The sequence below is a fragment of the Pseudomonas sp. NY5710 genome, assembly GCF_013305665.1.
Taxonomy (GTDB): Bacteria; Pseudomonadota; Gammaproteobacteria; order Pseudomonadales; family Pseudomonadaceae; genus Aquipseudomonas; species Aquipseudomonas juntendi.
Genome location: NZ_CP045554.1, coordinates 2,961,782 through 2,982,549, shown reverse-complemented (window position 1 = coordinate 2,982,549; position 20,768 = coordinate 2,961,782). Strand labels below are relative to the sequence as shown.

Genomic DNA, 20,768 nt, shown 5'->3' with positions numbered 1-20,768 from the left:
CCGATTCATTCTGGAGTACCTGCACATGTTGAAAAGCAATGGCGAACGCCTGTGGGCGAGCTTGATGGCCATGGCCGAAATCGGCGCCACCGCCCGCGGCGGCAGTTGCCGCCTGGCCCTCAGCGACGAAGACAAGGCTGGCCGTGAGCTATTCAGCCACTGGTGCCGCGAAGCGGGCCTGACGCTGAGCGTGGATGCCATCGGCAACCTGTTCGCGCGCCGCCCTGGCACCGACCCCGATGCCGCCCCGGTGTTGATCGGCAGCCACCTGGATACCCAGCCGGAGGGCGGCCGTTTCGACGGTGTCTATGGCGTGCTGGCCGGGCTGGAGGTGGTGCGCCGCCTCGACGAGCTGGGCATCAGTACCCGAAAGCCGCTGGAGCTCGCGGTGTGGACCAACGAGGAAGGTGCCCGGTTTACACCGGCGATGTTCGGTTCGGCCGTGTTCACCGGCACCCTGGCGCTGGAGCAAGCCTTGGCCATACGCGATGCGCAAGGCATCAGCGTCGCCGAAGCATTGCAGCGTACCGGTTACGCTGGCCAGCGGCCGCTGGGCGGGCCGGTGGATGCCTATTTTGAAGCGCATATCGAGCAAGGCCCGATCCTTGAAGATAACGCCAAGGCCATTGGTGTGGTCAGTGGTGGCCAGGCTATTCGTTGGCTGGATGTGACCGTCGAAGGCATGGCCGCGCACGCCGGCACCACGCCGATGCCCTTGCGCAAGGACGCCTTGTACGGTGCGGCGCAGATGATTCAGGCGCTCGAGCGGCTGGCAGCAGACTATGCCCCCGAGGCGCTGACCACTGTCGGCGAGCTGACCATCGCCAAGTCGTCACGCAATACCATACCCGGCGTATTGCAATTCACGGTGGACCTGCGCCACCACCGCGATGAAACCATCGAGGCCATGGAGCGCGACCTGACCCTGGCGCTGCAGGCCATCGCCCGCCAGCGCGGGTTGCAGGTGCGTATCGAACGGCACTGGGTCAGCCCGGCCACGCCGTTCGACCTGGACTGTGTAGCCGCTGTTCAGCAAGCGGTGGATGCGCTGGGTTATGCGCAGCAGTCGATTGTCAGTGGCGCTGGGCACGATGCCATCCTGTTGGCTCGCTATTGCCCGACGGCGATGGTGTTCATTCCCTGCATCGGCGGCCTCAGCCACAACGAAGCCGAGGATGTTCTGCCCGACGATGCACGCCAGGGTGCCGATGTATTGCTCAATGCCGTGCTGGCCCGTGCCGGCCGTGTCGAACCAGGAGAGGCCTGATGCGTTGCTACTTCCACCCTGAACAATTGCTGCATCACCCGCGCAGCTACTACTCGCGTGGCGCCATGCGCACCCCCCAAGAGGTGCCCGAGCGCGCCCAGCGCCTGTTGCAGGCTGCCAGGGACCTTGGCTTCGATATCCTCCAGCCAGAGGATGCCGGCCTGCAGCCGCTGGCGGCGGTGCATGGCGAGGCCTACCTGGCCTTCCTCGAAGAAGCCCATGCGCGCTGGAAGGAAGTGCCCGATGACTGGGGCGACGAGGTCATGTCCAATATCTTCGTGCGTGAGCCCAATGCCTTGCGTGGCATTCTCGCCCAGGCCGCGCGCTACCTGGCCGATGGCAGTTGCCCGGTAGGCGAGCGTACCTGGCATTCGGCCTATTGGTCCGCGCAGAGCGCGGTCGCTGGCGCCAAGGCCATTGCCGAGGGTGAGCCCGCGGCTTACGCGCTGTGCCGGCCTCCGGGGCACCATGCGCGGTTCGATGCGGCGGGTGGCTTCTGTTACATCAACAACGCTGCCGTCGCTGCCCAGGCCTTGCGCGGCCGCTACAGCCGGGTGGCGGTGCTCGACACCGACATGCACCACGGGCAAGGCATCCAGGAAATCTTCTACGACCGGCGCGATGTGCTGTATGTGTCGGTGCACGGCGACCCGACCAACTTCTACCCAGGCGTGGCCGGGTTCGAGGACGAGCGCGGCCGTGGTGAGGGGGAGGGGTACAACCTCAACCTGCCGATGCCCCACGGCGCCAGCGAAGCGGACTTCCTGAGCCGGCTGGACGCCGCACTGGCTGCGGTGAAGGATTTTGGTGCGCAAGTGTTGGTGTTGTCGCTGGGCTTCGACATCTACGAGCTGGACCCCCAGAGCAAGGTGGCGGTGACGACCGAGGGCTTTGGCGTGTTGGGTGAGCGTATCCGTGCGTTGCGCTTGCCATGCCTGGTCGTGCAGGAGGGGGGGTACCATCTGCAGAGCCTGGAGGCGAACGCTCGCGCGTTTTTTGCTGACAAAGCGGACTGGCGGTGAGTGCTACCATGCTGTCTGTTTCGCGGGCTTACCGGCGAACAGGGTGTACCGGCAAAGCGCTATGTCAGGCAGAACTCGGCCAGCAGGCCCGGCCCTTTCGCGGGTGAACCCGCTCCTATGTATGGACTCGCCCACACTGTCTAGCTGCTTTTGAACATAGGAACCCGGTTGCATCTATGTATCAGGCCTATTCGAGGAAGCTTTTTGCTTCTGGCCACCATCGTGGTGAGCTCGCAGAGTGCCGTTTACATTGAGGCCACTAACAGGCCTGTAGGAGCGGAGGCATCAATCTGCGACGGTCTTACCAAGGGTCGATGTTCACTAGCAGGGGTTGGAGCGCTCAGCGCCCCGGTGGCATTACTCGGTTGGTCAGAGGCTCATAGCCGCCTCCGGCTTGCTGTTCGGTTTGCGTTGATAAACCTGATCGCTCTGCAACAGCGCCCAGATGATGCGCAGATTCCGATTAGCCAGTCTGATCGCCGCCTCCTTGCGTCCAAGGCGAGACAGCCAGCGTAAGAGGCGGCGATCGTCTGGCTGATCGGAATCAGGCTTTAGCTGACTCAAGACAGCATGCGCGCCCTGAATCATCAGGCTGCGTATGTAGCCATCACCTCGTTTGCTCATCCTGCCCAATCTGACCTTGTTTCCGCTGCTGTGCTGGTCGGGCACGATGCCGAAGAAGGCTGAATACATTCGGCCACTGGCGAAACGGCTGGGTTCTGTCTGCTTCGCGACGATCGCGGTGGCGGTGATGGGACCGACGCCACGAATGGTGATCAGTCTCTGCGCAACCTTGTCCTCGCGAGCTGTCGCTTCCAGCCGCTTACTCAACCGGGCGATGCGCTCACCCAGGGACAGCCAGTCAGCCAACAGCTCATCGAGCAGCTCGCGCAACAAGTCTGGCAAAGGCAAAGAAGCATCCTCCAGGCACCGCGGCACATGCTTGATGATCGCTGCATCGCCCTGCGGCATGGATACGCCGTGCTCAAGCAGCAAGCCACGCATCTGATTACCCAAGGCTGTATGCCGCTTGATGCTGCCGCGCCGAACACGGTGCAGGGCCTGGATGGCCAATGCTGCGGTGCTCTTGATGGGTATCGCCGCGATGCTGCTATCTCGGCCGGCACGCAAAATGGCATGGGTGTCGTTGCGGTCGTTCTTTGCACCGCTGCGGTGTTCGGCAACGCGCTGCGCAGGAAGAATACGCACTGGGTTACCTTGGGTCTGCAACAGCCTTGCCCAGGCTTGTGCACCAGGGCCGCACTCCATCAAGACGGCCACTGTGGAGGGCAATCTGATCAGGAAATCGTGGAAAGCTTGCCGCGATTTAATGCGATCTTCGTAGATAACCCTGCCAGTAGCATCCTCACCTGCCAATTGAAAGACCTGTTTGGCCAGGTCGATCGCAATGGTGGTGCAAGATTCCACATCAGTGGAAGACAGAGAAGCTTGCTTGGAGCTATGCTTTTTCATGGTCTCGCCCTCGCTGCCGTTGGCTTCTTCGAACGCCACCGTGGCACTGTGATGCCTCGGCGGGGGCGAGTCCATCGATTACAACGTGAGGTGCGCCGGTTGTCCTGCGGGGCCGGGCCGGCATCATCGATCGGTGGTCTCGCCCTCGCTTGCGTTGGCTTCTTCGAACGCCACCGTGGCACTGTGATGCCTCGGCGGGGGCGAGTCCATCGATTACAACGGGCGGGGGTGGCCGGTAGTCCTGCGGACCCGGGCCGGCATCATTGATCGATGTAGGAGCGGGTTCACCCGCGAATACGGTGGTACCGGCAACGCACAATGCCTGGCAGAAATCGGCCCGCAGGCCCGGCCCTTTCGCGGGTGAACCCGCTCCTACGACGGGCGGGGGTGGCCTGCGGTCCTGCGGGGCCGGGCCGGCATCATCGATCAATGTAGGAGCGGGTTCACCCGCGAATACGGTGGTACCGGCAACGCATAATGCCTGGCAGAAACTGGCCCGCAGGCCCGGCCCTTTCGCGGGCACGCCCGCTCCCACACGTACTAAGCACACCTCAAGTTCACACGCCCGGTATGGCTTAAAGCCCAGCCCGACGCACATGCTTGACCAACACTTTCTCCAGCAACTCCCACATCGCCGGGTCGGTGCTGAACGCCACGTTGAAGCGCATCCAGCCGGTGGCTTTGGCATCGACCATGAACAACTGCCCAGGCCCGAGCATGATGCCTTTCTCCAGCGCGTCGTCCAGCAATGCCGCGCTGTCCGGGATCGCCGGATGGCGGGTCCAGATGTACATGCCTTCGTCGGACTCAATGAACAGTTCAAAGCCCAATCGATGCAGATGCCGACCAACTTCCTGATGCGCCTCTGCCAGGCGCTGGCGCAGACGCTTGAGGTGCTTGCGCCAGCGGCCGTCGATGACCGCGGCATAGACCACACGCTCCATCACCTGCGATGTGGTCAAGCCCGAACGCATTTTCAGCTGCAGCAGCTTCTGCATCAGCTCGGGGTTGGCCAGCATGAAGCCGACGCGCACGTTGGGCGAAATGCTCTTCGAATAGCTGCCCACGTACACCACCTGCTGCAGGTGGTCGAGGCTGGCCAGGCAGGGCTGGGGCTCGGCGACCATGTCGGCGTACAGGTTGTTCTCGACCAGGCGGAAGCCGTGCTGGCTGGCCAGCTGCAACAGCCGGTGCAGCTGCGGCAGCGGGGTGCGTGAGCAGGTCGGGCTGTGCAGGTGCGGCTGGGTGAAGAACGCCGTCGGGCGGTGATGGGCGAGCAACTGCTCCAGCTGGTTCAGGTCGTAGCCAGCCGGGGTGCGCGGGACGCCGACCAGCGTCGCGCCCAGGGTACGCAAGATGCTCATCAGGTTCGGATAGCCCGGGTCGTCCACCAGCACCACGTCCCCCGGCCGTACCAGCGTGCGTGCGGCCAGGTCCAGCGCCTGGCTGGCGCCGTGGGTCAACATCAGCTGCGCCGGGTTGGCGACGATCGACAATTCCTGCTGCAGGTTCTGTGCGGTCAGTGCACGCAGCTCCGGCAGACCCATGGGGTCGCCGTACCCCGACAGCTCCAGCGGGCTGCCGGCCACCTGGCGCAGGCCACGGCGCAGGCCGTCTTCGTACATCCAGTCGTTGGGCAGCCAGCCACACCCGGGTTTGTAGGGCAACTGACGGATCTCGAAAATCTGTTGCAGGTACCACTCGGAGTTGAACGTTGGTCGACTGGTGTCGGCCTCGGTGTTGTGCTGCTCCAGCAGCTCGGCCGCCGCGCGGTTGACGAAAAACCCTGCATTGCCCCGGCTCACCAGCAAGCCCTGGGCCACCAGGCGATCGTATGCCTCGACCACGGTGAAGGTACTCACCGAGTAGCTTGCGGCAAAGGCGCGAATCGAGGGTACCTTGGCGCCAGGCTTGAGGGTCTGGTTATCGATCAGCTCGCGCAGCGCGTCGATGATCTGGTTCACCAACGGGGTCGAGGAGTCTGGATGTAGTTCGAGCATTCGGGGCCTTCAGGGTGCGTATCGCCAGGCAATTGCAGGGTGTACTGCATAGGCGACCTGTACAGTGCAGTGCGAGTTTGATGCCACTGTGCATGGCTCTCTGCGTCGGACATTTTTACATTAGGTGTCAGATATCGCCACCAATAGCATGTTCAGTTCGCGCCAGGCGCCAGCCCTGGGGCGCGTCAGCAGGCCGCCATGGAAGGCCTGCGTGTGTTCGCGCACACCATCCTGCCCGCATTAGCACTGATGTACAGGTGAAGCCGCCAGCCATCGGGGTTTCACGGTTTTCCTTGGATAAAAAGAAGCACGGGGTACACAACTGATGGACGCAACATCCACTACCACCACCGCGAAAAGCGGGCACGAGAGCAAGCTCAGTGCCTCGCTTAAGTCGCGCCACCTGACGATGATGTCGATCGCCGGGGTTATCGGCGGCGCCTTGTTCGTCGGTTCCGGCAGCGTGATCCACAGCGCCGGCCCAGCCGCTGTCCTGGCCTACCTGGCAGGCGGCATCCTGGTGGTGCTGATCATGCGCATGCTGGGTGAAATGGCAACTTCCTCGCCTGATACCGGCTCGTTCTCCACCTACGCCGACCGTGCCATCGGCCGCTGGGCCGGCTTCACCATCGGCTGGCTCTACTGGTGGTACTGGGTCATTCTGATGGCCTGGGAAGCTTACGTAGCCGGCAAGATCCTGCATGGGTTCTTCCCGGATGTGAGCGTCAACGTGTTCGTGCTGGCCACGACCCTGTTGCTGATCACCGTCAACTTCTTCAACGTCAAGCACTACGGTGAGTTCGAGTTCTGGTTCGCCCTGATCAAGGTGATCGCGATCGTCTGCTTCCTGATCGTGTGTACCGCTGCGGTCACCAACGTCTGGCAGTTCGGTGAAGTCCGTGGCATCAGCCACCTCACCGCCGAAGGGTTCATGCCCAACGGCATTACCACGGTCATTGGCGCCTTGTTGGGGGTGATGTTCGCCTTCCTCGGCGCAGAAATCGTCACCATTGCCGCTTCCGAAGCCAAAGACCCGGCCGCACAGATCGTCAAGGCGACAAACTCGGTGGTGTGGCGGGTGTGCCTGTTCTACGTCGGTTCGATCTTCCTGATCGTCTGCCTGGTACCGTGGAACGACCCGCACCTGGGGGTTTCCGGCTATGGCGCCTACCGCCGTACCCTGGAGCTGCTGGGCGTGCCGTACGCCGAGCTGCTGATGAACTTCGTGGTACTGACTTCGGTCAGCAGCTGCCTGATATCTGGCCATTACACCGCTTCGCGCATGCTGTTCTCGCTGGCCCAGCGGGGCGATGCACCGTCGTTCTTCAAGATCACCCGCGCCGGCACCGGGGTGCCGGTGTACGCGATCATGGGTTCGTGCGCGGTGGCCGTGGTCTGCGCGCTGATCAACTTCAGTGAGACCCTGCGCCCGAAAGACGTGCTGGAAACCCTGATGAACACCACTGGCATGATTGCCCTGCTGGTGTACCTGGTGATCGCTTTCTCGCAACTGCGCATGCGCCGCAAGCTGATCGCTGAGGGTAAGGAAGTGCGCCTGAAAATGTGGCTGTTCCCCTGGCTGACCTACCTGGTCATCGCTTTCATCGTGGCGGCATTGGTCACCATGGCCTTCATGCCTGACTACCAGATCCTGGTGATCTCCACCGGTGTGGCCGCGGCCATCGTGGTGGCCATGGGTGTGGTGCACCAGATCCGCTCTGGCAGCAAGCAGCACTAAGCGTCACTCGCGCTTGGAAACGGCCGGCTCCCGTGGGGACCCGGCCGTTTCGCGTTGTTGGGCCTGGGTTTTTTCGGCGGGCAAGTGAAAGCCCTGGTTCATCCACGGTGAGCCGAGCAGGGCGGCAGCCGCGATCAGGGCCAGGATGGCAATGGCGATATAGGTTTTCAGGGGGGTGCGCATACAGCAGATGACCCTGCAGGCAGCCCAACAGTTCATTGCGCGTGCCGCAGCGACCTAGACGGGCGTCACATGGCGTATGCTCCACGTATCACCCGCCTGGAGGAGCTGCACATGGCCTGGTCCGCCACCCAGTATTCGCTGTTCGAAGACGAACGTACACGCGCCGTGCGCGACCTGCTCGCCGCTGTGCCGTCACGGCCGGTACGCCACGCCACCGACCTGGGTTGCGGCCCTGGCAACTCCACCGAGGTACTGCTGCAGCGTTACCCCGATGCCCAGGTAACGGCGCTGGACAGCGACCCGGACATGATCGCCAAGGCCCGGGAACGCAAACGCCTGTGCATCCCACGGGTGCGCACGGTGGTTGCCGACATCAGCAGTTGGTCGGCCCCGGAGCCGCAGGACCTGATCCTTGCCAACGCCTCGCTGCAGTGGGTGCCCGAGCATGCCGACCTGTACCCGCACCTGGTGCGCCAGTTGAGCGAAGGCGCCAGCCTGGCGGTGCAGACCCCCGACAACCTCGATGAGCCTGCCCACCGGCAATTGCGCGAGATTGCCAGCCAGGGGCCATGGGCCGCGAAGTTCGCCGACCTGCAACTGCCACCCCGGCATGGGGCGGCCTATTACTACGACCTGCTCAGCCCGCTGTGCGCGCGGGTCGATGTATGGCGCACCACCTACCACCACCCGCTGATGGGCGGCGCCGAGGCCGTGGTAGAGTGGTTCAAAGGCTCGGCTTTACGCCCTTACCTGGCCAGGCTCGACGAGCAGGCGCAGGGTGATTTCTTGCAGATGTACCTGCAGGCCATGCAGCGCGACTATCCGCCGGCCACCGATGGCAAGGTGCTGTTGCCGTTCCCGAGGTTGTTCGTGATCGCTACCCGCTAGGGGCAGTTCAGCGCCAGGTGGCTGCCACGGCGGCAGGCAAGGCGGATCAAGGCTGATGAGATTTCTTGTCGAACCCATGCGTGAGGGCGTATAAACTGCACCCACTTTTGGCCGGTCGCTTCCTGAACCGGCCGCTGAAACAAAGAGAGTCGACATGGGCGCACAGTGGAAAGCCAAGCATAGAGAAACAGCTGCCAATGCCAAGGGCAAGATCATGGGCAAGCTGGCCAAGGAAATTCAGATTGCGGCCAAATCTGGCGCCGACCCGGACATGAACCCGCGCCTGCGTCTGGCCATCGTGCAGGCCAAGAAAGCCTCAATGACCCGTGAAACCCTGGAACGCGCCATCAAGAAAGGCGCTGGCCTGGACGGCGAGGCCGTGCAGTACCATGCCGTCAGCTACGAAGGGTTTGCCCCGCACCAGGTGCCGCTGATCGTCGAGTGCCTCACCGACAACGTCAACCGCACCGTTGCGCAGATCCGCGTGCTGTTCCGCAAGGGCCAGCTGGGCGCCAGCGGTTCGGTGACCTGGGACTTCAACCATGTCGGCCTGATCGAAGCCACCCCCGAAGGCGATGCCGACCCGGAAATGGCCGCCATCGAAGCCGGCGCCCAGGACTTCGAAGAAGGTGAAGAAGAGGGCTCGACCCTGTTCATTACCGACACTACCGACCTGGACGCGGTGCAGAAGGCCCTACCCGAGCATGGCTTCACCGTGACCTCGGCGAAAATCGGCTATACCCCGAAAAACCCGGTGAGCGCGGCCAGCCTGAGTGCCGAAGCGCTGGCTGAGGTTGAAGCGTTCCTCGAAGCGATCGACGAGAACGATGATGTGCAGAACGTTTATGTTGGTCTGACCGACTGATCTGTGCAATGGGGGCCGCTTTGCGGCCCATCGCGTCGCAAGGCCGCTTCTGTAGGCACGACCTTGTGTCGCGAAACGAGGGCAATGCCCCTCGCAGCGGTCCGGAGCCGAACCCCGATGAACCCCACCTTCGCCTCCCTCAGCCTCGCCCACCTGCGCACCCTCGACTACCTGCTGCAGCTGAAGAACCTCAGCCATGCTGCCGAGCGTCTCGGCGTCAGCCAGCCGGCCCTGAGCCGCCAACTGGCCCTGCTGCGCGAAGCGTTCGGCGACCCCTTGCTGGTCCGCCAAGGCCGTGGCTACGTGCTCAGCGAACACGCCGAAACCCTGGTCGAGCCCCTGCGGCAAGTGCTTGAAGAGCTACAGGCCCTGCGGCAGCCCGCAGTCTTCGACCCGGCCCGCTGCGAGCGGCGCTTCTGCCTGGCTGCCTCGGACTATGTGGCCGAACACATGCTGCCGTTGCTGGTGGCTGCGCTGGAACAGGAAGCGCCGGGGGTTTCCCTGGAATACCGCACCTGGCAGGCAGGCCAGTATGCCTTGCTGGCCAGCGGCGAGATCGACCTGGCGACCACGCTGTTCGACGAGTCGCCACCCAACCTGCACGGGCGCCTGCTGGGTGAGGACCGCGCGGTGTGCCTGATGCGCCGCGACCATCCGCTGACGGCGCAAGCCACGCTCAGCCAGGCGGACTACCTGGCGCACAAGCACGTGCGTATTTCCGGTGGCGGTGACAAGGACAGCTTCATCGACCGCCACCTGCGCGCCCAGGGCCTGCAGCGGCGGGTCAGCCTGGAGGTGCCGTTTTTCTGCGCCACGGTCAAGGTGGTTGCCGGCAGCCAGGCCGTGGCCACCGTCCCCGAGCACATTGCCCGGCAACTGAGCCGCTTGCATGGCCTGGCCTGGCGGCCGCTGGGGTTTATCGACCATAGCCAGCGCTACTGGGTAGTGTGGCACCAGCGTCTGCAGGCCTCGGCCGAGCACCGCTGGTTACGCAACCGGGTGTTCGAGCTGTGGCGCCAGTCGCAGTTCGGCGTGCAGGGTGGGCATGCGCGTTTGCCATAGCAACTATGCGTGACATGGGGGTATTCGTCTGGGCATAGGTGCCTAGACTGGGGGCATTGTGTTGCCTGTGCTGGCTCTGTCCAAGCCAGCGTCCCGTGCTGTGGGCGCTGGCTTGCCTGCGACAGGGCCATAACAGGCTACGGATGACCAAAGGAGAGCCCGCGTGACCCCCGAACAATTCCGCCAATACGGCCACCAGCTGATCGACCTGATCGCCGACTACCGCCAGACCGTGGGCGAGCGCCCGGTCATGGCCCAGGTCGAACCCGGTTACCTCAAGGCCGCCTTGCCAGGGCAAGCCCCCCAGCAAGGTGAACCCTTCGAGGCCATTCTCGACGACGTCAACGCATTGCTCATGCCTGGCCTGTCCCACTGGCAGCACCCTGACTTCTATGGCTACTTCCCCTCCAATGGCACCTTGTCCTCGGTACTGGGTGACTTCCTCAGTACCGGCCTGGGCGTGCTGGGCCTGTCATGGCAGTCCAGCCCGGCCCTGAGCGAACTGGAAGAGACCACCCTCGACTGGCTGCGCCAGTTGCTGGGTTTGTCCAGCCAATGGAGCGGGGTCATCCAGGACACCGCCTCGACCAGCACCCTGGTGGCGTTGATCAGCGCCCGCGAACGCGCCACCGGTTACGCTTTGGTGCGTGGTGGCCTGCAGGCCGAAGCCAGGCCATTGGTCGTGTATGTCAGTGCCCACGCCCACAGCTCGGTGGACAAGGCCGCGTTGCTGGCCGGTTTCGGGCGTGACAACATCCGCCTGATCCCCACCGACGAACACTACGCGCTGCGCCCGCAGGCTTTGCAGGCGGCCATCGAGCAGGACCTGGCTGCCGGCAACCAGCCCTGCGCCGTGGTGGCCACCACCGGCACCACCACCACCACAGCCCTGGACCCGCTGCGCCCGATCGGCGAAATCGCCCAGGCCCATGGCCTGTGGCTGCACGTCGACTCGGCCATGGCCGGTTCGGCGATGATCCTGCCGGAATGCCGCTGGATGTGGGAAGGTATCGAGCTGGCCGATTCGGTGGTGGTCAACGCGCACAAGTGGCTGGGCGTGGCGTTCGATTGCTCGATCTATTACGTGCGCGACCCGCAGCACCTGATCCGGGTGATGAGCACCAACCCCAGCTACCTGCAGTCGGCAGTGGATGGCGAGGTGAAGAACCTGCGCGACTGGGGCATCCCGCTGGGGCGCCGGTTCCGTGCGTTGAAACTGTGGTTCATGCTGCGCAGCGAGGGCGTGGAAGCGTTGCAGGCGCGGCTGCGACGCGACCTGGACAATGCCCGCTGGCTGGCTGGGCAGGTCAGCGCTGCGCAAGGCTGGGAGCTGTTGGCGCCCGTGCAGTTGCAGACCTTGTGCATTCGTCATCGGCCGCACGGGCTGGAGGGCGAGGCGTTGGACACCTACACCCAGGGTTGGGCGCAGCGGCTCAACGCCAGCGGCGATGCCTACGTGACCCCGGCGACGCTGGATGGCCGCTGGATGGTACGGGTGTCGGTCGGCGCCTTGCCGACCGAGCGGGGTGATGTGGAGCGGCTGTGGGCGCGCTTGCAGGGCGTGGTTCAGGGCTGAAATGGCTGGGGCCGCTTTGCGGCCCCGCGCCTGTCAGTGGCTTACCGCCTGGACGCTGCCTTTACGGCTGGCTTCATAGGCTTGCTTCTCCATCGGCTTGGCCTGCGGGTTACCCAGGTCTTCCATCGCCAGGCGATGGGTTTCCGGGGCAATGTAGGCCGCCAGGGCACACACGCAAGTGATGAAGAACGCCAGCCCACCGATCACCAGCGGGATGTTGTCCGAGCCGGGTGGCGCAACCAGGGCGAACAGCGCCGGCAACATGGCGGTCAGCATGGTGCCGATGTTCTGCGCAATGGCCATGGCCGAAACGCGGTAGCGGGTTTGGAACAACTCAGGGTAGAAGCTTGGGAATACCGCGTTGTAACCCTGGTAGACCATGCCCCACATGACGATCGAGGTGATGAATGCCAGTGGCACGTTCTGAATGCTGATCGCATACAGGTAGACGAACGCCAGCAGGCCCGAGCCCAGGCAGCCGGCAATCATGGTCGGGCGGCGGCCGATCTTGTCCGACAGGTTGCCGACAAACGGAATCACCAGCACCGCGACGATGTTGCCGACCACGGGGATCCACAGGTAGACGCTCTTGTCGAAGCCGATGCCATAGGCCGGCTGCACCGCGTAGGCCGCACCGAAGATGGTGGCGACTACCGGAATCACGTTCATCAGGGCCATGAACATCACCAGCACCATGTGCTTCCAGCTGTGGCGGAACGCTTCGCTGATCGGCGACTTGGCCACTTTGTCCTGTTTCTCTTCCTTCACGAATGCCGGGGTTTCGTGCACTTCCTTGCGGATGATGAAACCGGCGATCAGCACGATGGCGCTCATAAGGAAGGGAATGCGCCAGCCCCAGTCATTGAAGGCTTCGCTGGGCATGAAGTACGCCAGTGGCAGGAAGACCGCCGCTGCCATGACCTGGCCCGCCTGTACACCCTGCAGGGTGAAGCTGGCATAGTAGCCCCTTCGGCCGAAGGGCGCGTGTTCCATGATCATCGAACTGGCGCCGGAGATTTCCCCGGCCACGGCAAAGCCCTGGATCAGGCGCAGCACCACCAGCAAGGCCGGTGCCAGGAAGCCGATGTCGTGGTAGGTGGGCAGCAGGCCCACGGCCATGGTCGACAGGCCCATCAGGAACATGCACAGCAGCAACACGTTCTTGCGGCCACGGGTATCACCCCAGTGGCCCAGCACGAAGGCACCCACCGGGCGCGCCAGGTAGCCCACGCCATAGGTGGCCAGCGAAGCGATGATGGCCATTTTCGGGTCGGTGTTGGGGAAGAAGATCTGCGGGAAAATCAGTGCAGCGGCCTGGGCATAGATGAAAAAGTCGTAGTACTCGAGTGCCGAGCCTATCCATCCACTGGCGGTCGCTTTTTTTGCTTGCGAGCTGGAGTGAGCCATCGTTGTCTCCGTTGTTATTGTTGTTTGCGCAGGTTCCGCCAGGGGTGTTTGCCAAGGCAGGAGGCAGCGGTCGGTGTGCCTGCGTCTGTGGATCATGTTGACCACGGGCCAGTTGACTGGCAATTCGCTAAAACGGGTTTTGTGCGATAATCGAACGCAAAACTAACCATTCCGTACAAAGAGATTGAAGCAGCGACTCTACCTGCGAATAATCGATCGTGCCATAAACTGTGACAGGTCTTTCTGCCTGTCTGGCACTGTATACCTTCCAAACAACAAGGAACTCCCGCCATGCAGCGTTCGATCGCTACCGTGTCCTTGAGCGGCACCCTGCCGGAAAAGCTCGAAGCCATCGCCGCCGCCGGTTTCGACGGCGTCGAGATCTTCGAAAATGACTTGCTCTATTATGCCGGCAGCCCCCGCCAGGTGCGGCAGATGTGCGCCGACCTGGGTATTGCCATTACCTTGTTCCAGCCGTTTCGTGATTTCGAAGGCTGCCGCCGCGACCGCCTGCAGAAAAACCTGGACCGCGCCGAGCGCAAGTTCGACCTGATGCAGGAGCTGGGTACTGACCTGGTGCTGGTGTGCAGCAACGTCCAGGCCGATGCCCTGGGCGATGAACAGGTGCTGGTCGACGACCTGCGGCTGCTTGCCGAACATGCTGGCAAGCGTGGCCTGCGTATCGGTTACGAAGCGCTGGCCTGGGGCCGCCACGTCAACACCTACCAGCAGGTCTGGAACCTGGTGCGTCAGGCTGACCACCCGTCCCTCGGGGTGATCCTCGACAGTTTCCATACCTTGTCGCTCAAGGGCGACCCGCGCGCGATCCGCGACATCCCTGGCGACAAGATTTTCTTCGTACAGATGGCTGACGCACCGATCCTGGCGATGGACGTGCTGGAGTGGAGCCGCCACTTCCGCTGCTTCCCGGGGCAAGGCGAAATGGACATGGCCGGCTTCCTCGCGCCGATCCTGGCCACCGGCTACCGTGGCCCGCTGTCGCTGGAAATCTTCAATGACGGCTTCCGTGCAGCGCCCACCCGGCAGAACGCCGCCGACGGCCTGCGCTCGTTGTTGTACCTGGAAGAGCAAACCCGGCTGCGCCTGGAACAGGAAAATACCCCGATCGAGCCTGGCGTATTGTTCACCCCACCCGCGGCCAGTCGCTATGACGGCGTCGAGTTCCTGGAATTTGCGGTCGATGAGGCCGTAGGCGCGCGCCTCGGCAGTTGGCTGAAGCGGCTGGGCTTTGCCGAAGCGGGCAAGCACCGCAGCAAGGAAGTGCAACTGCTGCGCCAGGGCGATATCAACATCGTGTTGAACGCAGAGCCTTACTCCTTTGGCCACAACTTCTTCGAAGCCCATGGCCCGTCATTGTGCGCCACCGCGCTGCGGGTCAAGGACCAGCAGGCTGCGCTCAAGCGTGCCACTGCCTACCGTGGCCAGCCGTTCCGCGGCCTGGTCGGCCCCAACGAGTGCGAGGTGCCAGCGGTACGCGCACCCGATGGCAGCCTGTTGTACCTGGTAGAGCAGGGCACCGCCGGGCATACCCTGTATGACACCGACTTCAGCCTGGACCCGAGCGCAACCGCCACCGGTGGCCTGCGCCGCATCGACCACATGGCCCTGGCGCTGCCAGCCGAGTCGCTGGACAGCTGGGTGTTGTTCTACAAGAGCCTGTTCGATTTCGCCGCCGACGACGAGGTGGTGCTGCCCGACCCGTACGGCCTGGTCAAGAGCCGAGCCCTGCGCAGCCAGTGCGGCACCTTGCGCCTGCCGCTGAACATTTCGGAAAACCGCAACACCGCCATTGCTCATGCGCTGTCCAGTTATCGCGGTTCCGGGGTGCACCATATTGCCTTCGATTGCGACGACATCTTCAGCGAAGTGGCGCGCGCCAAGCTGGCCGGTGTGCCGTTGCTGGAAATTCCGCTGAACTACTATGACGACCTGGCGGCGCGCTTCGATTTCGACGACGAGTTCCTCAGCGAGTTGGCTTACTACAACGTGCTCTACGACCGCGATGCCCAGGGTGGCGAGCTGTTCCATGTGTACACCGAGCCATTTGAAGAGCGCTTTTTCTTCGAGATCATCCAGCGCAAGGGGGGTTATAGCGGCTACGGTGCGGCTAACGTCGCGGTGCGCCTGGCGGCCATGGCCAAAGCCCGGAGCGGCGCAGTGCGCAAGCCGGTGCTCTGACCACGCGGTGGCGCTGGAGCCTGGGGCGTCATGCGCCCCATGGCGACGCCAGGCCGCGCCAGTTTCAACGGCGCTCGGCTACCAGGAGCAGCGACTGCGGCACCGCGCGTTGCGGGTGCTGCGGTTCCTGCAGGCCAACCAGGCGCAACCCGGCCATCTCCAGCGCGTTCAGCCAACTGCCAAGGGTGCGGAAGTACCATGGCATCGCCCGCCAGTGCCCGGCGAATCCGGCAAACGATTCCTCACGCCAGCCGTCCTGATAGTCGCCCTCTGCGGCGCTCCAGGGGTGGAGGGTCTGGATCACCAGTGCACCACCCCGCACCAGCAACTCACCCATCGCGGCCAGCAACGGGATGATGTCTTGGTGCAGCAAGGCGAAGTTGGCGCAGACCAGGTCATAGTCTTCGCCCACCTGCACCTGTGCAGCAGCCAGCTGCGCATAACTGGCCAGGTGCACCTGCGCGGCGCCTTCAGCCCGCGCAGCCGCCACCAGCGCCGGATCACCATCGACACCCACCGCCTCGATACCCCGGGCATGCAGCGCGCGCAGCAACCAGCCTTCTCCGCAGCCAAGGTCGAGTATGCGGCTGGGCTGGCGGCTTAGTATCGCCAGTACGATGGCGGCGTCAGTCACCTCGCGACGGCTCTCGATGGCGCCGCTGCGTACCGCGTCAATCCAGGCCTGGGCATTGTGCTGCCAGCTGTCGAGCAAAGCGTCTTCAGGGTCGCGCCTGTTCATCTGTGTTCAGCCTGCCGCGGTGCGTTGCCGTTTGACCCGGTACATGTGGCCGTCAGCATGGCGCAGCAGCATGTCGGCATCGGTGCCGTCTTCGGGGAAGCGCGCGATGCCGATGCTGCAGGAAGGTGCCTGGAGCCCGGCCAACTCGGCATCCAGCGGCTCGGCCATGACGGCCAGGATATGCTGCACCTGTGCGGCCACGACCTCGGCTGACGGGCAATCGGGCAACAGCACGGTGAACTCGTCACCGCCCATCCGCGCCACCGTCGCGCTGCCCGCTACGCAACTTTCCAGGCGCCGGGCCAGTGTGCACAGTACCCGGTCGCCCACGCTGTGGCCGTGGTTATCATTGATTTGCTTGAAATCGTTGATATCGAGAAACAGCAATGCCAGCGGGCGGTCATGCCGCCGGGCGCTGGCCAGCGCGGCGTCGAGCCGTTGGTTGAACATGGCCCGGTTGGCCAGCCGGGTCAGCGGGTCGTGATGCGCCAGAAAGCGCAGTTCGGCTTCGGCCTGGTGCTGGGCGGTAATGTCCCGCGCCACGCCGATGCGGGCTTGGGCCTCATCTGACCAACAGGCCGCCCAGAGTATATGTACCACGCCACCGTCCTTGCGGATGTAGCGGTTGTGAAAGTCGTAATGCGGTTGGCCGTTCATGACCCGCAGGATCGAAGCGCGGGTGGTTGCCAGGTCTTCGGGGTGCATGTGGTCGGTAATCGCGGTACCGACCAGCTCGCATGCCCGGTAGCCCAGCAGCGCTTCGCAGGCATCGCTGACAAAGATGATCTGGTTGTCCCGGTCGACCACGAAGACCGTGTCGAGCATCAGGTGGATCAGCCTGGGGTACAACGCGTGCAGGTCTACGGGCATGGTTCACGGCGTCCTCGGCGGGATGCCCGATCATAGCTGAAACAGCGCCGGATGTGACCGGGGGGCAAGCCTTTACTGGACAGTTTGGCCGTGCCTGAGCGCCAGCCAGACGTGGGTGGCCACCGCAGCAGTGCAAGCGCGTTATACTCCGCGCTTTTGCCCGTGCCGGAATTCGCCCATGCGCCAGGTGTTGTTAATCGTCGATGTCCAGTCCACCTTCAGCCCGCCCGAGTGGCTGGTCGATGGGCTGCGTCGGTTGTCAGCCAATATTCCTACCGTAGCCTCGGTCGAATTGCACGACGAGCGGGTCACGCCGTTTGCCCGCCAGCTTGGCTGGCACCCGGCGGCAGAGGACGAAAGCCTGGTGGAGGCTGACCAGGTGTTCGTCAAGCATGGTTACGGGCAAAGCGCCGAAGCGATCGCGTACATCCGGCAAATGGGCGTGGAGCGCGTGCTGGTGTGTGGCCTGCAGACCGAAACCTGTGTGCTGGCCGCCGGCTTTGCCCTGTTCGATGCCGGGCTGATGCCTACCCTGGTCACCGACATGACGGTCGGCTCCTCGCTGGACCGTTCCGGCAAGCTTGGCATCGAGCTATGGCAGCACCACTTCCGCCAGGTCACCACGTCGGCTGAAGTCCTGGCTGAACTGGCGGGCTAGGTCACGCGTTGCACCCCGTCATCATCCCCGCGCGTTTTTCGGCCAGCCCGCCAGCGGCTGAGCAGCCAGCGCGTGCTGGTATTCCACGCAACACTCGCGGCCACGCCCCCGGCGATGGCCAAGGCAACCTCGAACAGCAGGTATGGGGCGATACGGTCCGCCACCGACTGGAACTGGAAGTGCGTCAGGTAGATGAACAAGGTGGCCGAAGCAATCACCGCACCCGCACGTGCCAGCCAGGCCGGTACGGGGACTGCGCGCAGCCAGATCAGCGCCAGCATCGCCGGCAAGGCAATATCGACGTAGTGGGTGACGGCCTGCCAACCAATACCGGCCACCGCCATCAGGTCCAGTTCTGCGACCACCAGCACCGCTACCGCGCTGGCCAACGCTTTGCGTGCGGGGGTATCGGCATGGTGCACGGCCATGCCCAGCACCATCACCGCCAGGAAGTGTTGCGGCACCCGGTGCAGCAGGCCACTGGCGTCGAACACCCAGCGGTCGAGCAACACATCCACCGCTACCAGCGTACAGGCAGCCAGGATCAGCCAGCGGAACGGGGCGGCGTTGACGGCCTGGCGCACCCGCTTGCTCGACAGCACCAGGCCAATGATCACGATCATCTGCACCAGCACTTCGATATACCAGTAGTTGAACAGGCCAACCTCGCCGGTCGCAAACCAGTTGGACACTAACAGCAGCGATTGCCAATGCACCCGGTCGAACACCAGTTGCAGCAGGGCGGTATACAGCACGGTTGGCACCACGATTGCGGCCAGGGACGGCAGCAGTGTGCGTGCATCTCCGCGGGTTTCAATGGCCTTGAGCTGGAAACGCGCCAGGCTGATGCCTGAGACCAGGAACAGTACCGACGTTTCGCCCACGATCGGCCAAGGGCTCATGCCGCTGAGGTGGCCGACCACGATCAGGATGATGGCGAGCATACGCACGAACACCGGCATCTCCATGGCCCGCCAGCCGCCTTCATGCGGTGCGCTGAGCTCGGCCAGCCGGTTGACCGGCAGGCTTTCCCAGCGCTCTGGCAGGTGGCCGATCAACCCCTCGAGTACCCTCGAGGCCTGTACGAATGAAAGCGAGTCACCGCCCAGCTCGACAAAGCTCAAGCGCGGGTCCAGGCGCGGCACCCGCAGTATTCGTGCCCACTCGCGGGACAGCTTCTCGGCCAGCGCTGACGAGGGTTGGCTGGTCGGCTCTTGAACCGGGGCGGGCAGGGCGCGTTTGTCGACCTTGCCGTTCGGGGTCAGCGGTATGGCCTGCACGAAGATGAACAGTGCCGGCACCATGTAGTCCGGCAAGTGGCGGGCGACAGCCAGGCGCAGGTCGTCGGCGCTGCCGGGCTGATGCAGGACGCAGTAGGCAATCAGGCGGGGCAAGGGGTGGTCATGGTTGGCCAGTACTACGCACTGCCGGACAACAGGCAGACGGCTGATGGCGTTTTCTATCTCCGCCAGTTCCACGCGGTGCCCCCGCACTTTCACCTGGCCGTCAGCCCGGCCGAGGAAACAGGCACTGCCATCGGCCAGGTAAGTGCCCAGGTCGCCAGTGCGGTAGCAGCGGTCGCTGGCCAGCCCCGTGAACGGGTTGGTGATGAACCTGGCTTCGGTCAGCGCCGGGTCGCCCCAATAGCCAAGGGACAGGTAGGGGCTGCGGATCAGGATTTCGCCGGTTTCACCTTCGCCCACCAGTTGCCCGGCCGCGTTCACGACCAGCAGTTGAGCATCGGCGATGCCTTTGCCCAGGGGCACCCGGGCCTGTTCCGCGGTCGGGTCGAGCGTGTGGTACGCCATGGCTTGCGGGGTTTCGGTGGTGCCATAGAAATTTACGTTGACGGCATTCGGCGCCACGGCACGCATTTGCTGGTACAGCGCCGGGCTGAGTGCATCGCCGCCCCAGAACAGGTAACGCAGTTGCCTGAACAGCTGGCCCTGCAGCTGCGCGCCGGTCTCGATCAGCTTGCCCAGCGGTGGGGTGAGGTGAATGACACTGACGCGGTGCAACGCAATCCAGCTGGCCAGCTGTGCAGGGTCGGTAATGCTGGCCTGGGCCGGGCAGGCAATGCTGGCGCCCAGCGACAGTGGCGTGAACACATCGCGGTAAACCGGGTCGTGGCCGAGGCCGGACAGTAACGAGAACGTGTCGGCTTGGGTCAACCCGTGCTGTTGCACATGCCAGTCGATGAAGTGCACCAGCGGCGCATGATGGGTAACGATCGCCTTGGGCTCGCCGGTGCTGCCCGAGGTGAAGGTGATGTACGCCGCTTGCTCTGCGCTGACCGCGGGCAGTTGCGCCTTTGGCCGGTGAAAGGCGTGCAGTGCCTCGACCGGGTCCTGCGGCACAGACAGCACACTGGCGTTTGCGGCTTCGACGTGTGCCTGGCCACAGCGCAGGACTACCCGAGGTGCCAAGCTGCTGGCGAGCTGCTGCAGGCGGGCGGCAGGGTAGGCCGCATCGGCCACGCTGAACGCCCGCCCGGCGCGCAGGCAGCCAAGCATGGCGTAGACCAGCGCCGCGCCCCGTTCGGCAACAATCAGCACACGGTCGTCGCTATTGGCGGTATTTTCCAGCAAATGCGCAGCGATGCCTTGGCTGATCTGCGCTAGCTGGGCGTATGTGCAAAGCCTGTCCGCTGTGATGATTGCAGGGGCTTCGGGACAACGCTCAGCCTGTTGCAGGAAGGCTTGGTGAATAGGCTGCTCGGCACGGTACTGCAGGCATAGCGTCGGGTTCGGGCGCAGGTCCGGCATGATGGGTTGGGGCTCCGCATGAACGTTTTGCCTGGCTGGTAGCACTACGCTAGTGC

The 20,768-nt window shown here is 63.8% G+C and carries 16 protein-coding genes; 9 read left to right on the top strand and 7 right to left on the bottom strand.

Annotation, left to right across the window (positions count from 1 at the left end; genetic code table 11):
• Positions 1-25 precede the first annotated feature (25 nt).
• Entirely contained in the window at positions 26-1,267 is a 1,242-nt protein-coding gene (locus GEV39_RS13455) for a Zn-dependent hydrolase (protein WP_173889655.1), read from the top strand.
• Positions 1,267-2,289: a histone deacetylase family protein gene (locus GEV39_RS13450; protein ID WP_173889653.1), complete on the top strand. Its 1,023-nt coding sequence runs from the start codon at positions 1,267-1,269 to the stop codon at positions 2,287-2,289. Before GEV39_RS13455 ends, GEV39_RS13450 begins: the two co-directional genes overlap by 1 nt.
• A gap of 369 nt (positions 2,290-2,658) precedes the next feature.
• Here the strand turns inward: GEV39_RS13450 and GEV39_RS13445 are convergent, their stop codons facing one another.
• Together GEV39_RS13445 and GEV39_RS13440 are read right to left on the bottom strand one after the other, a co-directional pair.
• Entirely contained in the window at positions 2,659-3,717 is a 1,059-nt protein-coding gene (locus GEV39_RS13445) for an IS110 family RNA-guided transposase (protein ID WP_173891708.1), read from the bottom strand.
• A 620-nt stretch (positions 3,718-4,337) separates the two neighbouring features.
• Complete coding sequence (locus tag GEV39_RS13440) at positions 4,338-5,762, bottom strand: aminotransferase-like domain-containing protein (protein ID WP_173889651.1); 1,425 nt, start codon at positions 5,760-5,762, stop codon at positions 4,338-4,340.
• A gap of 325 nt (positions 5,763-6,087) precedes the next feature.
• Between GEV39_RS13440 and GEV39_RS13435 the strand changes: the two genes are divergently transcribed.
• The gene (locus tag GEV39_RS13435) at positions 6,088-7,500 is read left to right on the top strand and encodes an amino acid permease (RefSeq protein WP_009685581.1); all 1,413 of its coding nucleotides are present in this window, start codon (positions 6,088-6,090) and stop codon (positions 7,498-7,500) included.
• A gap of 3 nt (positions 7,501-7,503) precedes the next feature.
• Here the strand turns inward: GEV39_RS13435 and GEV39_RS13430 are convergent, their stop codons facing one another.
• A complete protein-coding gene (locus GEV39_RS13430; RefSeq protein ID WP_173889649.1) occupies positions 7,504-7,683 on the bottom strand; it encodes a hypothetical protein in 180 nt (59 codons plus the stop codon).
• Positions 7,684-7,794: 111 nt separating this feature from the next.
• Here GEV39_RS13430 and tam point away from each other — a divergent pair, with 111 nt between their 5' ends.
• From tam to GEV39_RS13410, 4 genes are all read left to right on the top strand, one after another.
• The gene (gene tam, locus GEV39_RS13425) at positions 7,795-8,571 is read left to right on the top strand and encodes a trans-aconitate 2-methyltransferase (protein WP_173889647.1); all 777 of its coding nucleotides are present in this window, start codon (positions 7,795-7,797) and stop codon (positions 8,569-8,571) included.
• A gap of 154 nt (positions 8,572-8,725) precedes the next feature.
• Complete coding sequence (locus tag GEV39_RS13420; RefSeq protein WP_009685578.1) at positions 8,726-9,436, top strand: YebC/PmpR family DNA-binding transcriptional regulator; 711 nt, start codon at positions 8,726-8,728, stop codon at positions 9,434-9,436.
• A gap of 117 nt (positions 9,437-9,553) precedes the next feature.
• The gene (locus tag GEV39_RS13415) at positions 9,554-10,498 is read left to right on the top strand and encodes a LysR family transcriptional regulator (RefSeq protein ID WP_173889646.1); all 945 of its coding nucleotides are present in this window, start codon (positions 9,554-9,556) and stop codon (positions 10,496-10,498) included.
• 163 nt (positions 10,499-10,661) lie between these two features.
• A complete protein-coding gene (locus GEV39_RS13410) occupies positions 10,662-12,074 on the top strand; it encodes a DOPA decarboxylase (RefSeq protein ID WP_173889644.1) in 1,413 nt (470 codons plus the stop codon).
• Between the two features lie 33 nt (positions 12,075-12,107).
• On the opposite strand, the gene GEV39_RS13405 is transcribed toward GEV39_RS13410, so the two are convergent.
• The gene (locus GEV39_RS13405) at positions 12,108-13,481 is read right to left on the bottom strand and encodes an MFS transporter (protein ID WP_173889642.1); all 1,374 of its coding nucleotides are present in this window, start codon (positions 13,479-13,481) and stop codon (positions 12,108-12,110) included.
• A 291-nt stretch (positions 13,482-13,772) separates the two neighbouring features.
• Here GEV39_RS13405 and quiC point away from each other — a divergent pair, with 291 nt between their 5' ends.
• Complete coding sequence (gene quiC / locus GEV39_RS13400; RefSeq protein ID WP_173889640.1) at positions 13,773-15,680, top strand: 3-dehydroshikimate dehydratase QuiC; 1,908 nt, start codon at positions 13,773-13,775, stop codon at positions 15,678-15,680.
• Positions 15,681-15,744: 64 nt separating this feature from the next.
• Here quiC and GEV39_RS13395 read toward each other — a convergent pair whose 3' ends face one another.
• Both GEV39_RS13395 and GEV39_RS13390 read right to left on the bottom strand, forming a co-directional pair.
• Entirely contained in the window at positions 15,745-16,419 is a 675-nt protein-coding gene (locus tag GEV39_RS13395) for a class I SAM-dependent methyltransferase (protein ID WP_173889638.1), read from the bottom strand.
• 6 nt (positions 16,420-16,425) lie between these two features.
• A complete protein-coding gene (locus tag GEV39_RS13390) occupies positions 16,426-17,289 on the bottom strand; it encodes a sensor domain-containing diguanylate cyclase (RefSeq protein ID WP_173889636.1) in 864 nt (287 codons plus the stop codon).
• A gap of 178 nt (positions 17,290-17,467) precedes the next feature.
• Between GEV39_RS13390 and GEV39_RS13385 the strand changes: the two genes are divergently transcribed.
• The gene (locus GEV39_RS13385) at positions 17,468-17,947 is read left to right on the top strand and encodes an isochorismatase family protein (RefSeq protein ID WP_009685570.1); all 480 of its coding nucleotides are present in this window, start codon (positions 17,468-17,470) and stop codon (positions 17,945-17,947) included.
• Here the strand turns inward: GEV39_RS13385 and GEV39_RS13380 are convergent.
• On the bottom strand, positions 17,944-20,712 hold the full coding sequence (locus GEV39_RS13380; RefSeq protein ID WP_173889634.1) for an amino acid adenylation domain-containing protein: 2,769 nt from the start codon (positions 20,710-20,712) through the stop codon (positions 17,944-17,946). The genes GEV39_RS13385 and GEV39_RS13380 overlap by 4 nt on opposite strands.
• Between the last annotated feature and the right edge of the window lie 56 nt (positions 20,713-20,768).

What these genes read in the sequence shown, in the direction of transcription:
- GEV39_RS13455 (WP_173889655.1), top strand. Translation starts at nt 26, where the DNA reads ATGTTGAAAAGCAATGGCGAACGCCTGTGGGCGAGCTTGATGGCCATG.
- GEV39_RS13450 (WP_173889653.1), top strand. Translation starts at nt 1,267, where the DNA reads ATGCGTTGCTACTTCCACCCTGAACAATTGCTGCATCACCCGCGCAGC.
- GEV39_RS13440 (WP_173889651.1), bottom strand. Translation starts at nt 5,762, where the DNA reads ATGCTCGAACTACATCCAGACTCCTCGACCCCGTTGGTGAACCAGATC.
- GEV39_RS13435 (WP_009685581.1), top strand. Translation starts at nt 6,088, where the DNA reads ATGGACGCAACATCCACTACCACCACCGCGAAAAGCGGGCACGAGAGC.
- GEV39_RS13430 (WP_173889649.1), bottom strand. Translation starts at nt 7,683, where the DNA reads ATGCGCACCCCCCTGAAAACCTATATCGCCATTGCCATCCTGGCCCTG.
- tam (WP_173889647.1), top strand. Translation starts at nt 7,795, where the DNA reads ATGGCCTGGTCCGCCACCCAGTATTCGCTGTTCGAAGACGAACGTACA.
- GEV39_RS13420 (WP_009685578.1), top strand. Translation starts at nt 8,726, where the DNA reads ATGGGCGCACAGTGGAAAGCCAAGCATAGAGAAACAGCTGCCAATGCC.
- GEV39_RS13415 (WP_173889646.1), top strand. Translation starts at nt 9,554, where the DNA reads ATGAACCCCACCTTCGCCTCCCTCAGCCTCGCCCACCTGCGCACCCTC.
- GEV39_RS13405 (WP_173889642.1), bottom strand. Translation starts at nt 13,481, where the DNA reads ATGGCTCACTCCAGCTCGCAAGCAAAAAAAGCGACCGCCAGTGGATGG.
- quiC (WP_173889640.1), top strand. Translation starts at nt 13,773, where the DNA reads ATGCAGCGTTCGATCGCTACCGTGTCCTTGAGCGGCACCCTGCCGGAA.
- GEV39_RS13395 (WP_173889638.1), bottom strand. Translation starts at nt 16,419, where the DNA reads ATGAACAGGCGCGACCCTGAAGACGCTTTGCTCGACAGCTGGCAGCAC.
- GEV39_RS13390 (WP_173889636.1), bottom strand. Translation starts at nt 17,289, where the DNA reads ATGCCCGTAGACCTGCACGCGTTGTACCCCAGGCTGATCCACCTGATG.
- GEV39_RS13385 (WP_009685570.1), top strand. Translation starts at nt 17,468, where the DNA reads ATGCGCCAGGTGTTGTTAATCGTCGATGTCCAGTCCACCTTCAGCCCG.
- GEV39_RS13380 (WP_173889634.1), bottom strand. Translation starts at nt 20,712, where the DNA reads ATGCCGGACCTGCGCCCGAACCCGACGCTATGCCTGCAGTACCGTGCC.